Source organism: Actinoplanes utahensis (genome assembly GCF_016862455.1).
Classification (GTDB): Bacteria; Actinomycetota; Actinomycetes; order Mycobacteriales; family Micromonosporaceae; genus Actinoplanes; species Actinoplanes utahensis.
The window spans coordinates 1-14,130 of record NZ_BOMZ01000056.1 but is presented as its reverse complement, the minus strand read 5'-3'; the positions used below and the strand labels follow the sequence as shown (position 1 = coordinate 14,130).

Below are 14,130 nucleotides of genomic sequence, written 5' to 3'. Positions count from 1 at the left end.
CCGCCGGGGCGGGGTCACCGGGTGTGGAGTTCGGCCGCTGTGCGCGCCCGGACTCCACACCCGGTCGGGACCGTGAACCGAAGGCGCTCTAGGCGATGCAGGCGCAGACGATCAGGGCGGCCCCGAAGTGCGAGGCGGCGCTGACGACCGCGCCCGGGTGCCGCTCGTCGGTGCAGATGACGTCGCCCAGCTTGCCCGGGGTCAGCCAGTCCAGCACCAGGAACGCCAGGCCCATGATCCCGATGCCGACCAGGCCGAACAGCGCGGTGGAGGCCAGTCCCTCACCGAACGAGTCGTAGCTCGTGAAAATCGAGGTGAAGACGATCGCCGCGATACCCAGCTGGTTCGCCGACAGCAGCAGCGCGGCGTTCGGGTTCTTGTGCACCCAGATCAGGTCGCGCAGTTTGCCCGGGGTGAGCAGGTCGACCAACACGAATCCGACCGCCATCAACCCGATGCCGACCACCCCGAACACTATGCTGCGCCCGGCGCCCTCAAGCAGATCCTCCAGCACGGCTTCTCCCTCGTCATGTTGTAGGTCCTGTCTCGCGGGTCCCGCGGGGCTGCGGCATGGTCCAGGTGGTGTCTGACGGCATCCGGAGAAAGGGCACATACAACACCGGTATGCGACCCTTCTCCCGCTGACGCCAGACACCACCTGGACCTCGCCTCGCTCCCACGGGACCCGCGAGACAGGACCTAGTCCGCTCCAGACCGTAGCGGAGCCGATCTACCACGTCGATCGGGTGGTGGATCTCCTGGTGACGTTTTCTGGTCACCCGGCGCTGTACCAGGGGAGCCCGCATGCGGTGTGAGGGCGATCGAGGGCGCGGAGGTCGTTGGATGACAGCACCGGAGGACCTCGACGCCGTCGTCACCGCGGCTCAGCGGGGCGACGAGACCGCGTTCCGTCTGCTCTACCGCACCCAGCAACCGGCGCTGCTGCGTTACCTGCGGGTGCTGGTCGGCGAGGACGCCGAGGACGTCGCCTCCGAGGCCTGGCTGCAGATCGCCCGTGATCTGCGGGCCTTCTCCGGCGACTGGGACGGGTTCCGGGGGTGGACCGCGACCATCGCCCGGCACCGGGCGATGGATCTGCTGCGGGCCCAGCGGCGTCGGCCGCAGGCGAGCGCCCCGATCGAGTTCCTGACCGAGATGAGCGCCGGCGACGACACCGCCGACCGGGCCGTGGAACTGGTCAGCACCGACGCGGCGGTCGCCCTGATCGCGTCGCTGCCACAGGAGATGGCCGAGGCGGTGATGCTGCGGGTGGTGGTCGGCCTGGACGCCAACACCACCGGGAAGATCCTTGGCCGCCGCGCCGGGGCGGTCCGCACGGCCGCGTACCGGGGGCTGAAGCAGCTCGCGGCCCGGCTCCCCCCACCCACTGAGGAGCGCAGACCGGATCCGTGGAGCAGACCGGTGACAACTTCGGCGGCGCCGGCGCTGAAGGAAATGAGATGAGCACCCCCGAGGAGTGGCCGATGGACCGGACGACCGCGGAGAGCCTGCTGCGCGGCGACCGGACCGGGCACCCCCTGGACCGGGTCCTGGCAGCGGCGTCGGCACCCGCCGGTGACCGGGAACTGGCCGGTGAGGCCGCAGCGATGGCGGCGTTCCGGGCGGCCGCGCAGACCCCCGCCCGCCGTCGGCCGTCGGCGGTCCGGTCCGCTCTGGCCAAGCTGCTGACCCTCAAGGTGGCAGCGGTCGCGTTCGCGACCACCGCGACGATCGGCGGCGTCTCGCTGGCCGCGAACACCAGCACCCTGTCCGGCCCGGCCGGTGTGGCCGAGCCGCCCGTCACGGTCAGCCGGCCGGCCCAGCCGCGGCCGTCCACCCCGGCGCCGTCCCGGACACGGCCGTCCGCGTCCAGGCCGGCATCCACGCCGGCGTCCCCGTCCGGACCGTCGACGCGGTCCAGCGCGCCGGACCGGACGACCGAGCTGTGCCGGGAGTTCGGCCGGCGCGACCGGGACTGGAACGACGAGCGGTTCCGGGAACTGGAACGGCGGGCCGGCGCCCGGAACCGGATCGACAGGTTCTGCGGGTTCCCGGCCGGAAGCCGTACCGGGGATCCACGAAGAACGACCGGCTGGCCGAAGCCGGGCAGCAGCGCGGAGCCGCGCCGCTGACACGAGCCGGCACCCGGCGGACCGGATCTGGGGAACGGGCGGTCCGTCGGGTGCCCTTAACGGTCGGTCGCAGGCGTTCGGAGTGCCCCCACCCGGCGCCGGGCGATCGCACCAGCCAGGCGGTGACGGCTCGGACACCGTCGCCGCCTGGCGCCCCAAACGAAGAGGGCCTCTCCGATGCCGGAGAGGCCCTCTTCGTGAAGCTGTTACAGGGCGCCCAGGTACCGCTGGCGCTCGTACGGCGTGACCTCGCGGCGGAACTGCTCCCACTCGGCCCGCTTGTTGCGCAGGAAGAAGTCGAAGACGTGCTCGCCGAGCACCTCGGCGACCAGCTCGGAGCCGGCCATCACGTCGATCGCCTCGGCCAGGTTCTCCGGCAGCGCCTCGTAACCGGCGGCCTTGCGCTCGGCCGGCGACAGCGACCACACGTCGTCCTCGGCGCCGGGGGGCAGCTCGTACCCCTCCTCGATGCCCTTGAGGCCCGCGCCGAGCATCACGGCGAAGGCGAGGTACGGGTTGGCGGCCGAGTCGATCGAGCGCACCTCCACCCGCGCCGAGCTGGGCTTGCCGAACGCCGGCACTCGGACCAGCGCGGACCGGTTGAGGTGGCCCCAGCTCACGAACGCCGGGGACTCGGTGATCCGGTCCGGCAGCTGCAGCGGGAAGAGCCGCTTGTACGAGTTCACCCACTGGTTGGTGATCGCCGTGTACTCCCGGGCGTGCACCAGCAGACCGGCGATGAACGCTCGTGCCGTCTTCGACAGCTTCTGCGGGTCCTCGCTGTCGTAGAAGGCGTTGCGCTCGCCCTCCATCAGCGACAGGTGGGTGTGCATGCCGGAGCCGGGCTGATCCGTGTACGGCTTCGGCATGAAGGTGGCCCGCACGCCCTGCGAGAGCGCCACCTCCTTGACCACGTGCCGGAACGTCATGATGTTGTCGGCGGTGGTGAGGGCGTCCGCGTACCGCAGGTCGATCTCCTGCTGGCCGGGCGCGACCTCGTGGTGGCTGAACTCGACCGAGATGCCGATCCGCTCCAGCGCCAGCACGGCCTGCCGCCGGAAGTCCCGGGCGATGGCGTGCGTGGTGTGGTCGAAGTAGCCGCCCTGGTCCACCGGCACCGGCACCGAGCCGTCGTTGGCGCCCTCCTGGATCAGGAAGAACTCGACCTCGGGGTGGGTGTAGAAGGTGAAGCCCTTCTCGGCGGCCTTGGCCAGGGACCGGCGCAGCACGTGACGCGGGTCGGCCCAGGCGGCGCTGCCGTCGGGGAGCAGGATGTCGCAGAACATCCGGGCGCTCTCGCCGCTGACCCCGCCCTCGAACGGGAAGACCTGGAAGGTGGTCGGGTCGGGCATGGCGACCATGTCGGACTCGTAGACCCGGGCGAAGCCCTCGATCGCCGAGCCGTCGATGCCGATGCCCTCCTCGAAGGCGGACTCCAACTCTGCCGGGGCCACCGACACGCTCTTCAGCGTGCCCAGCACATCGGTGAACCAGAGCCGGACGAAACGGATGTCGCGCTCCTCGAGCGTGCGAAGCACGAACTCCTGCTGTCGGTCCACTGCCACCCCTCGTCGGCGATGCCTACCTATCGAGGTGAGACTACGCTGCACACGGCCTGTGACGTCGGCCCGGGTCAGGATCGAAACCGGCCCCGAGGGGCAAGAATGAGCGCATGCCCACGCTGCGCATCGCCCTCGCCCAGGTGAACTCGACAGTCGGTGACATTCCCGGCAACGTGGCGGCGGTCCGCCGCTGGTCACGCACGGCCGCCGAGGCCGGAGCGCATCTGGTGGCGTTCCCCGAGATGATGCTGACCGGCTATCCCATCGAGGATCTGGTCTTCCGTAACTCGTTCGTCGAGGCGTCCCGGCAGGCGCTGCGCGACCTCGCCGCCGCCCTGGCCGCCGACGGCCTCGGCGACCTCGCCGTCGTGGTCGGCTACGTGGACGCCGACGGCCCGCCGGCGATCAGCTCCGACGCGGCTCCGGGGATCGGCCGGCGCGACGCGTCCGCGCTGCTGCACCGCGGCGAGGTCGTCGCCACCTACTTCAAGCACCACCTGCCCAACTACGGCGTCTTCGACGAGAACCGGTACTTCGAGCCCGGGGACACGCTCACCGTGGTCCGGCTCGGCGGGGTCGACGTGGCGCTGACCGTCTGCGAGGACATCTGGCAGGCCGGCGGGCCGTTCAGCGTGGCCCGGCAGGCCGGGGTCGGGCTGGTGGTCAACATCAACGCCTCGCCGTACGAGCTGAACAAGGACGACGTACGCCTCGCCCTGGTCCAGCGGCGGGCCGTCGAGGCCGGAGCCACCGTCGCGTTCGTGAACATGGTCGGCGGGCAGGACGAGCTGGTCTTCGACGGCGACTCGATGATCGTCTCGGCGGAGGGCGAGCTGCTGGCACGGACCGGCCAGTTCACCGAGGAGCTGCTGGTCCACGACCTCGACCTGCCCGCCGCGGACACCACCCCGAACGATGCGGTGGCCCCGGTGGAACCGGTCGACGAGATGACGATCCAGCGATCCGAGGTGATGATGAGTCTGGACGTCTCCGGCGTACGGAAGGCCGGCATCGCCGAGCGCGTCACCGATGAGGAGGAGATCTGGAACGCGCTCGTCCTCGGCCTGCGCGACTACGTCGACAAGAACCGCTTCCGCTCCGTCGTCCTCGGCCTCTCCGGCGGCATCGACTCGGCCGTCGTCGCCGCGATCGCCGTCGACGCCCTCGGCCCCGACCGGGTCTTCGGCGTCTCCATGCCCAGCGGCTATTCCTCCGAGCACTCCCGCGACGACGCCGCCGAGCTGGCCAAACGCACCGGCCTCGACTACCGCACCGAGCCGATCCAGCCGATGGTCGACGGGTTCCTGGCGAACATGTCGCTGTCCGGCGTCACCGTGGAGAATCTGCAGGCCCGGGTCCGCGGCGTGATCCTGATGGCGCTCTCCAACCAGGAAGGCCACCTGGTCCTGACCACCGGCAACAAGAGCGAGCTGGCGGTCGGCTACTCGACGCTCTACGGCGACTCGGTCGGCGGGTTCAATCCGCTGAAGGATGTGCCGAAGACCATGGTGTGGCAGCTCGCACGCTGGCGGAACACCCGGCACAACGCGCCGATCCCGGAGAACTCGATCACCAAGGCGCCGAGCGCCGAGCTGCGCCCGGACCAGAAGGACTCCGACTCGCTGCCCGACTACGAGGTCCTCGACCCGATCATCAAGGGGTACGTGGACCACGACCTGGGCCGGGCCGAGCTGATCGCGGCCGGCAACGACGAGGCCCTGGTCGACCGGGTGCTCCGCATGATCGACCTGGCGGAGTACAAACGCCGCCAGTCCGCTCCGGGCACCAAGATCTCCGGGAAGGCGTTCGGCCGTGACCGTCGCCTCCCCATTACGAACCTGTTTCGCGAAGGCCGTTGAGATGAAACGATGGGCGGACCCGGGGACCGCATCCGCGCGGCCTCGAGGGAGGAGCTGAACCATGTCCGAGATCCCCACGCTGTACGGCGGCCCGCCCACCCGCCGGGTCCGCACCCGCGACCTGCTCAACGCGAAGGTCCGCGGCGACCGGTGGCCGATGCTCACGTCCTACGACATGTACACCGCCCAGATCTTCGACCAGTCCGGCGTGCCGGTGCTGCTGGTCGGCGACTCGGCCGCCAACAACGTCTACGGCTACGAGACCACCGTCCCGGTCACCGTCGACGACCTGTTGCCGCTGGTCCGCGCCGTGGTCCGGGCCACCAAGACGTCACTGATCGTGGGTGACCTGCCGTTCGGCAGCTACGAGGAGGGCCCCACCCAGGCGCTGCGCACCGCCGTCCGGTTCATGAAGGAGGGCGGCTGCCACGCGGTCAAACTGGAGGGCGGCCGCCGGATGGCCCCACAGATCGAGGCGATCACCGGCGCCGGCATCCCGGTGATGGCCCACATCGGCTTCACCCCGCAACGCGAGCACGCCATCGGCGGCTACCGCGTCCAGGGCCGGGAGAACGAGGGCGCCGAAGTCATCTCCGACGCCCGGGCGGTCGCCGACGCCGGCGCCTTCGCCGTGGTCCTGGAGATGGTCCCCGGCGACGTCGCCAAGCAGATCACCAAGGAACTGGCGATCCCCACGGTCGGCATCGGCGCCGGCCCGGACACCGACGCGCAGGTGCTGGTCTGGCAGGACATGGCCGGCCTGCGCACCGGCAAGGCGCCCCGCTTCGTGAAGCGTTACGCCGACCTGGCGGGCGCCCTCACCGAGGCCACCCGGCAGTTCGCCGACGAGGTCCGCAACGGCGAGTTCCCCGCCGCCGAACACACCTTCTGATCGGGTACGGGACCGCGGCGGCCATCGCGGCGGTCCCGTCCTCCGGCACGGCCGCACCCGGCCCCGGCCTCCGGCACAGCCGCGCCCGGCCCCGTCCTCCGGCACGGCCGCACCCGGCCCCGGCCTCCGGCACGGCCGCACCCGGCCCCGTCCTCCGGCAGGGCCGCACTCGGTCCCGTCCTCCGGCACGGCCGCGCCCGGCCCCGTCGACGGTCAGGCGCGCTCGAAACGGACCGTGCGGCTCGCCGGGTCGGCGGCCGTCAACCGGACCCCGATCCGCTGCCCGAGCGGCAGGTCACCGAGACACTTGGCCCGCACCGCCGGCTCATCCAGCGCGATCATGCCGCCGGGCTGCCGTTTCGCGGACGGCTCGTCCCGGTCCAGCACGGCAGCCTCGAACACCTCACCGACCCGGCCCTGCAACAGCACCGCCTCCGCCAGGTCGATCGCGCCACGGTCGGCGGCGGACGCCACCCGATCGGTGGCGGACATGGCCTTCGGCAGGCGCGGCAGAACCTCGCGCGTCCACTCCGGGACCGGGCTCCCCGCGTACAGGGAGAGGCAGATCTCCGTCGCATAGCGATCCGCAAGCCGCCGCAGCGGCGCCGTGACGTGCGAATACGGTGCGCCGACACCGCCGTGACCGACGTCGGCCGGCGGATCCTCCACCCCGGGCACGCCGAAGGCCGTGTAGCCGGCGCCGCGCAGCAGCTCCGCGGCCTGGCCCAGGAAGGCGGCGCCCCGCGGATCACCGGGATCGACGGTCCCGACCACCGCGCCCACCGTCGCCCCGTCCGGCCAGCGGATGCCCAGCGGCTCCGCGGCGGCCCGGAGCTTCGCCACCGCCTCCGGCCGCGGCGCCGGCATGGTCCGCAACAGGCCGATCCCGCCATCCAGCATGATCTTCGCCGCCGCCATGCCGGTCAGCAGCGAGATCTGCGCATTGTGCTCCTCGATCGGCAGCGGCGCGCGCAACACCAGCCGCCAGCCGCCGGCGTCCCGCTCGACCTCCTGCGACGGCAGCGGAAGGTTCACCGCACCCCGGTCCGCGGCCCGCCCCGCAAGCAGAGCGCCGATCTCCGGCAACAGGGCCAGCGACTCCGGCGCCGCCCCCGCATCGATCTGCCGCTGCACACCCGCATAGTCGAGCTTGGCCCGGCTGCGCACCCGCGCCCGCTCCACCTCGACCGCGACCGTCTCCCCGGCAGCGTCCAGGTCGATCGTCCACACCACCGCGGCCCGGTCACCGCCCGGCAGCAGACTGACCGCATCCTCGCTGAGCACCGGCGGATGCAACGGAACCCGCCCGTCCGGCAGATAGATGGTCTGCCCCCGCACCCAGCTCTCCGCCTCGATCGGACCACCCGGCCGCACATAGGACGCCACATCCGCGATCGCATAGCGAACCCGGAACCCGCCGCCGGCCCGCCTGCTCAGATGCATCGCCTGATCGAGATCCCGCGACGTCGCCGGATCGATCGTCACGAACTCGACATCCGTCCGGTCCACCTCCGGCAGGGGTGTGTCCCGCGCGGCCACCCCCGCCTCAGCGAGCACCGCCTCCGGAAACTCGTCCGGCAACCCCAACTCCCGCCGCAGCCCCGAGAAGTCGATCTGCGGCGCCACCATCCGTTTGATCGGCACAGATCATTCCTACCAGCACCACACCCCCACTCCCCCACAGGTCACCGGCACACCACCCCCAACCACCAACCCCGACACCCGATTTCGGTAGGCCCGAAGCACCGCCCCGTCCTCACCCCGCCCCGGCCTGCCCGGCTCCGGCCCCCACCGCGACCCGGCCTGCCCGGCTCCAGCCCCCACCGCGACCCGACGTGCCCGGCTCCGGTCCCTCACCTCGACCCGACGTGCCCGGCTCCGGTCCCTCACCGAAAGCGGCGGGTGGGCCCGGCATCTCGCCGTGGTCCCACCCGCCGCCGTACCACTACCGTGCCGCCGGCCGCCAGGTGTGGCCGGCCATGCTCGAATCCCTACCGCCGGCGACCGGCCGCCCGCGGCGCTGCCACCGGCTCAACCTTGGCGGTGTTGCGGGCGCTGCGGGCACCCGCCGGGGCACGGCCGGGTGCTCCGGCGTTCGCTCCCGCACTCCGCGAAGCCCGAGTCGCCTTGGCCGCGTTGCCGGTGGCGTTCACCGCACCCGCCCCTGTCGAACCGTTCGCCGCCTTGCCCGCCGTAGCTCTACCACCGGTGGCCTTCGCCCCAGCCGTCCGGGCATTCGCCGCCTTCACCGCGGCGCCCTTGACCGCGGTCGCCTTAGCCGTAGTGGCCTTGGCCGCAGTCGCCTTTGCCGGGGTGCCCTTGGCCGCGGTCGCCTTGGCTGTGGTGGCTTTAGCCGTAGTCGCCTTGGCGGTGGTGGCCTTGGCCGCAGCCGCCTTTGCCGGGGTGCCCTTGGCCGTAGTCGCCTTGGCTGTGGTGGCATTAGCCGTAGCCGCCTTGGCGGTGGTGGCCTTAGTCGCAGTGGCCTTGGCCGCAGTCGCCCGACCGGCAACAGCCTTGGCAGGCGCCGCCTTCCCCGTGCCCGACCTGGCCGTACCCGCCTTGGCAGGAGCGGATCTCGCCGCAGTCGCCGCACCGGCCTTGGCCGTGGCGTTGCGAGCGCCCGTGCTCTTGGCCGCAGTAGCCTTCGCACCCGCCGCCGTGCCACCGGCGCCCGCCGCCGCGGTCGCCTTCGCCGCCCTGGCTCCAGCCGACCTCGTGGTAGCCGACGCAGCCGCTTCCCCGACGGCGTTGCGAGCCGTCCTCTTCGCCGCCGTAGCCCCAGCAGCCGCCGTCTTGGCCGTCCTGGCCGGAGCGACCGTGGCCGCCGCTGCCCTACTCGGCGCGGACTTCTTGGCCCCCGCCTTCGCCGCGGTCGAGGTCTTGCTCCCCACCGCCTTCGCCGCAGTCGCCTTGGAACCCACAGCCTTCACCGCAGCCGTGCCTGTCGCAGCCTTCACCCCAGCAGCCGTCTTAGCCGCCGAGGCCTTCGAGGCTCCCGCCTTAGCAGCACCCGCCTTGGCAGCCGTCGCCTTAGCAGCCGTCGCCTTCGCAGCACCCGCCCTGCTGGCACCGGCCTTGGTACCAGCCGCCCCGGCAGCACCGGCCTTGGTACCAGCCGCCCTGGCAGCACCGGCCTTGGTACCCGTCGCGGTGGCAGTGGCCGCCTTCGCAGCAGTCGCCCTGGCAGCCCCCGTCTTTGCAGCAGTCGCCCTGCCGGCACCGGCCTTGGTAGCAGTCGCCCTGGCAGCACCGACTTTGGTACCAGTCGCGGTGGCTCCGGCTGCCTTGGTAGCAGCCGCCTTCGCAGGAGCCGCCTTCGCGTCAGTGGCCTTAGCGGCTGCTGTCCTACCAGCGGTCGCCTTGGTAGCAGTTGTCTTGGCAGCCGTGCCGCCCCGCGCCGCGGTACCCGTGGATTTGGCCGGTGCCGCCTTGATCCCGCCACGCTTGGAGACAGCAGTCTTCGCGGCCGTCGCTTTCGTCCCGGTCGCCGTCGCCGCAGCAGCCTTCCCAGCCGTGGCCTTGGTCCCAGCGGCCTTGCTCCCAGTCGCTGCCGCGCCCGTGGTCTTGGCACCAGCGATCTTCGTCGCAGCCGCTTTACCCACGGTCTTTGCCGTGCCGGCCTTCACCGCGCCCACCTTGGCCGGAGCAGCCTTCGCGCCTGCGGTCTTCGCGCTGGCCGTCTTCGTAGTAGCCGCTTTCACCGGAGCAGTCTTGCCTGCCACAGCCTTAGCACTAGTGGCCTTCCCAGCAGCGGTCTTTGCCGCCGTCGTTCTGGTACCGGCCGCCGTGCCGCCGGCCGCCTTAGTGCCCGTCGCCTTAGTGGTAGCCGCCTTCCCACTAGCCGCCTGGGCACCCGTCGCCCTGGGGCCGGTGCTCTTTGCGGTCGCGCCCCTGCCGGCTGCCTTCTTCGGTGCCACGGCGATCTCTTCCGCCACAGCCTTCTGAGCGGCCGCCGACCTCGAACCAGCACCCCGGGTACCGGCAGTTCCCCCACGGGTCGCCGCCGTCTTGGTCGCGGTGGTCCTCTTCGCTGCCGCTTTACCAGCGGAACCCCTGGTCCCGGTCGTCTCGGCAACCGACGGCCCGGTACCCGGGCTTTGTTTCGGACCGGTCTCCCCGGCTTCGGCAGCCGCGGCACTCGCCATGTCCCGGCCACCGGCGGACTTCGCCGCGGCTCGGCCGCCGGCCTTGTCAGCCGTGGCTCGGCCGCCGGCCTTGTCAGCTGCGGCTCGGGTGGTGCCCGTCCGGGACCGCCGTCCCGAAGCCGAGGTCGGCTCGGCGAGAACCGCCGACTCGTCGGCCTGCTGGAATTCTTCCAGTTCCTCCGGCTCCGTCACCTGAGCGGAGGCCGCCCGGCCCCGAGCGGCCTTGCCCGGACGGCCGGCAGCGGAACGGCCGGCAGCCGACTGCCGCGGCGTACGCGCCAGCACCCTGCCACCCCTCGCCGCCACGACCGGCTCGTTCCCGGTCCCAGCCGCGTCTTCGTCTTCGTCGTCTTCGTCTTCGTCTTCGTCTTCGTCTTCGTCGAGATCGTTCTCCGGCCCATCCCCGGCGCCGGTCAGATCCGCGTCGCCGCCGACGGCGTCACTCGGACGAAGATTCGCGTCCTCGGTGTCGAAAGCCCCACCGGCCATCTCGGCAGACGCGGCCGCGATCCGGCTCCGCAGCGCGTCCTCCGCTGAATCCGGCGATTCGCCGTCTTCATCGTCCGTGTCCGGGGTCTCGTCGAGCGAAACCCGCGCGAGCGTCGACACCCAGCCCGATTCGACAGCGTCTGCGGGCCCGGTGTACCCCGTCCCGGCTTCGTCCGGGCCTTCGGCGTCCTGCTGGTCGTCATCGGTTCCGGCTTCACCGTCACCGAGCGCCTCGAGGTCCGGCCGGTCGGCTCCCCACTGATCGGTTTCCTCGTCCGGTTGCGCCGGCTGCCGGTGCGGCGGGAACCATGCTCCGACGAACGGTGTGTCCGCCAAGGTCCGTACGTCGATCGAGTTGTCACCGGCCTCACCCGGCCGCATCGGAACGGCCAGGTATCCGGCGGTTCCCGTCTCGCTGTCCTCGTTCCACGAACCGTCGTCCCCTGTGGAGACGGTGATCTGATTCCTCGGCGGGTTGCTCATCGCCGCCGCGACCCGCCGCGACCCGGTGCCTCGTCCCGCGGCTGTCCCGCCCCGCTTCGCCCCGGTCGCGGACTGGATCGGAACAGTCACCCCACCGCCGGGCTTCCCCGCGCCACGCCGTCCCGCAGCTTTACGGCTGCTCACCGACCCGGTGTCGTCCCGTTCGGCGGGCCGCTTGAACGCCACCACATTCTCAGCGCCCATCCCGGCAACCGCCTTACCAGCAGCACCCTTACCGGTAGCAGCCTGAATGCCAACCGTCTTACCGGCAACCGCCTTGCCGGCACTGCCCTTACCGGTAGCCGCCTTACCAACGGCCTTACCGGTAGCTGCACTACCAACGGCCTTACCGGTAATCGCCTTACCAGCAGTCTTACTGGTAGTGCTGCTACTAGGGGCTGTTTTACCCGCCACCACCTTGGCCGCGGTGTCCCTCGCGACAGCCTTCACCGTCCCGGCCTTCGCGGTCCGGCTCACTCCGCCAGCCGCCTGTGCTGTCCCCGTCTTGAGGGCCGCCGACTTCCCGGCGGCGGCTTTGACTGGCGCGGCCTTCCCCGCCGAAGCCTTGCTGGAAACCGAAGCTTTACTGGAAGCAGCCGTCCCCGTGCTGGTAGCGGCCCGCTTCCCCGCGGCCTTACCGACCACGGCCAGCGACCTCGCCGTCGCAGCCTTACCCGCAACCGCCTTGATCGCCGCAGCCCCGGCTCGCCCAGCCGGCTTCCCCGCAGCCGTCGCAGCCTTGCTCCCCGCCGGTGCAGCCTTCCCCACAGCCGTCGCAATCTTGCCCGCAGCCGGTGCAGCCTTCCCCACAGCCGGTACGGCCTTGCCCGCAGTCGGTGCGCCCTTGCCCGCAGTCGGTGCGGCCTTGCCCGCAGTCGGTGCGCCCTTGCCCGCCGCCGGTGCGGCCTTGCCCGCAGCTCCGACGGCAGCTTTCTCGCCGGTCCGCTGGGCGGCGACCTTGCCGGTGACGCTCGTCTTCCCGGCCGCCGTCCCGCTCCCGGTCACCTTGGACGTAGCGGTCCTGGCCTGCGGCGTCCGCGAACTCACCGACTCACCCGCAGCCGTCCGCGTCCCCGCCGTTCCAGCCGCCCGGATGCGAGCCGGTGCTGCCGCCACGATCCCGGCCTTCTTGCCCGCAGTTCCCCCGGACCCTGGAACCGCCGCAGTTCCCTGCCGCGCCACACCGGACGATGACTTCGCCGACGGCGCTGCCGCCCGCGGCTTCACGATCCCTGATCCGGCCGTCTTCCCGCGCCCGCTGACTCCGGCCTTCGCGGTCTGCTTCTCCACCCGCTGCTTGCCGACGACACGGCTTCCGGCGACCTGCTCGGCGACGGACCGCACACCGGCCTTCTTCGGTTCGGCGGCTTTCGCCGCCCCCCGGCTTCCCACCTTCACCGGACCGGCAGAAGCCGCAGCAGTCCCGCGGTTTCCCACCTTCGTCACGGCGGCAGAATTCGCAGCCGTCCCCCGGCTTCCCGCCTTCGTCACGGCGGCCGGAACCGCTGCCGTTTTCCGTCCCCGCGTCGTAGCCACCGGTTCCGCGACGGTCGCTTCCGCACGCTTCGCCCGTACCGTCGCGGCCCGCCCCGGAGCCACCGCGGACGGTTTCACGCCCTTCGGAGCCGCACTCGTGTTCTTGGCGACCGCGCCCTTGCCACCAGCCGCGCCGGTACCGGAAACCGGCTTCCTACCCGCGCCGGCGACCGGCTTCCTCACCGCGTGGGAAGCCGGTTCTTTGCCCGCGCTGGAAACCGGCTTCGTACCCGCGCCGGATGCCGGCTTCCTGCCCGAGCCCGCAGCGGCGGCAGCGGACACGGCCGACGTCTTCGCCGTGGACCGGCTGTCCTGGCGGGTTTTCGCGCCCGAAGCGCCCGAAGCGCCCGTAGAACCCGAAGCGCCCGAAGCACCCGAAGCAGCCGAAGCGCCCGAAGCGACCCCGGCCGCCCTGGCGGATGCGGCGGGCGTGGCGGCCGCGCGGCTTCCCGTACCCGAAGCGGTGGTTCTGGGTTTGAGGCCCGCGCCGGAGGCAGCGGGCCTGGTCGGTGCCTTTTTGGCAGCGGGCATCGAGGTGTTCCTCCTTGCGGAATGACTGCGGGCACGTCTGTGCCGGGAGACGCGCGGCTCCGGCTCGGACGGACCGGAGCGGCGGTTACGTCAGCCGGCTTCCCCTGTCCAGCGGGCGTCCTCGGCATCCCACTCGGCATTGCGCTTCTCGACGGTCTCGAGTGCCCGCGTCGCGTCGTCAGCCGTGGCGTAGGGACCGAGCCGGTATTGAGCGGGGCACACGTCGTCGCCGCTCTCCACCCGGTGGTCGCGGAGGCACCAGAAGTAGCCTGCTCCGCCCAGCCCACTGTCGTTCATTCCATCACTGTGCCGCTAAAACCGGCCAACCGCTACCGATTCGGGCAAAATGTCCCAGATTTCCAATGTAGAAACAGCAGAAACCATCACCATTTTGTACGGGCCACACCTCCCGCCGAGCCCGATCCGTCCCGTGGCTCCCGCGCGAGGTCCGCGGTGGTCCGGACCGCAACGCGGCCACCGGGCCGAATGCGGTGGCCCCCC

General features: G+C 71.6%; 10 protein-coding genes. 5 read left to right on the top strand and 5 right to left on the bottom strand.

Annotated elements, in window-relative coordinates:
* Positions 1–88: 88 nt before the first annotated feature.
* Positions 89–514, bottom strand: a complete 426-nt coding sequence (locus Aut01nite_RS21155; RefSeq protein ID WP_043525439.1) for a DUF350 domain-containing protein — start codon at positions 512–514, stop codon at positions 89–91.
* 329 nt (positions 515–843) lie between these two features.
* Here Aut01nite_RS21155 and Aut01nite_RS21150 point away from each other — a divergent pair, with 329 nt between their 5' ends.
* Together Aut01nite_RS21150 and Aut01nite_RS21145 are read left to right on the top strand one after the other, a co-directional pair.
* Positions 844–1,464, top strand: a complete 621-nt coding sequence (locus Aut01nite_RS21150; RefSeq protein WP_043525437.1) for an RNA polymerase sigma factor — start codon at positions 844–846, stop codon at positions 1,462–1,464.
* Positions 1,461–2,132, top strand: coding sequence for a superantigen-like protein SSL4 (locus tag Aut01nite_RS21145; protein ID WP_052163763.1), 672 nt, complete (start codon positions 1,461–1,463; stop codon positions 2,130–2,132). The genes Aut01nite_RS21150 and Aut01nite_RS21145 overlap by 4 nt, the downstream gene beginning before the upstream one ends.
* A 206-nt stretch (positions 2,133–2,338) precedes the next feature.
* Here the strand turns inward: Aut01nite_RS21145 and Aut01nite_RS21140 are convergent, their stop codons facing one another.
* Positions 2,339–3,691 (bottom strand): glutamine synthetase family protein, encoded by a 1,353-nt coding sequence (locus tag Aut01nite_RS21140; protein WP_043525436.1) that lies wholly within the window; start codon positions 3,689–3,691, stop codon positions 2,339–2,341.
* Between the two features lie 113 nt (positions 3,692–3,804).
* On the opposite strand from Aut01nite_RS21140, the gene Aut01nite_RS21135 reads away from it, so the two are divergent.
* Positions 3,805–5,553, top strand: coding sequence for an NAD+ synthase (locus tag Aut01nite_RS21135; protein WP_043525434.1), 1,749 nt, complete (start codon positions 3,805–3,807; stop codon positions 5,551–5,553).
* 61 nt (positions 5,554–5,614) lie between these two features.
* A complete protein-coding gene (gene panB, locus Aut01nite_RS21130; RefSeq protein ID WP_043525433.1) occupies positions 5,615–6,445 on the top strand; it encodes a 3-methyl-2-oxobutanoate hydroxymethyltransferase in 831 nt (276 codons plus the stop codon).
* 213 nt (positions 6,446–6,658) lie between these two features.
* Here panB and Aut01nite_RS21125 read toward each other — a convergent pair whose 3' ends face one another.
* Together Aut01nite_RS21125 and Aut01nite_RS21120 are read right to left on the bottom strand one after the other, a co-directional pair.
* Positions 6,659–8,089, bottom strand: coding sequence for an RNB domain-containing ribonuclease (locus Aut01nite_RS21125; RefSeq protein WP_043525432.1), 1,431 nt, complete (start codon positions 8,087–8,089; stop codon positions 6,659–6,661).
* Between the two features lie 347 nt (positions 8,090–8,436).
* Positions 8,437–13,008, bottom strand: coding sequence for a hypothetical protein (locus Aut01nite_RS21120; protein ID WP_204037614.1), 4,572 nt, complete (start codon positions 13,006–13,008; stop codon positions 8,437–8,439).
* Between the two features lie 187 nt (positions 13,009–13,195).
* On the opposite strand from Aut01nite_RS21120, the gene Aut01nite_RS21115 reads away from it, so the two are divergent.
* Positions 13,196–13,654 (top strand): hypothetical protein, encoded by a 459-nt coding sequence (locus Aut01nite_RS21115; RefSeq protein WP_152628723.1) that lies wholly within the window; start codon positions 13,196–13,198, stop codon positions 13,652–13,654.
* Between the two features lie 65 nt (positions 13,655–13,719).
* Here the strand turns inward: Aut01nite_RS21115 and Aut01nite_RS21110 are convergent, their stop codons facing one another.
* Positions 13,720–13,926, bottom strand: a complete 207-nt coding sequence (locus tag Aut01nite_RS21110; RefSeq protein WP_043525429.1) for a hypothetical protein — start codon at positions 13,924–13,926, stop codon at positions 13,720–13,722.
* Positions 13,927–14,130 lie beyond the last annotated feature (204 nt).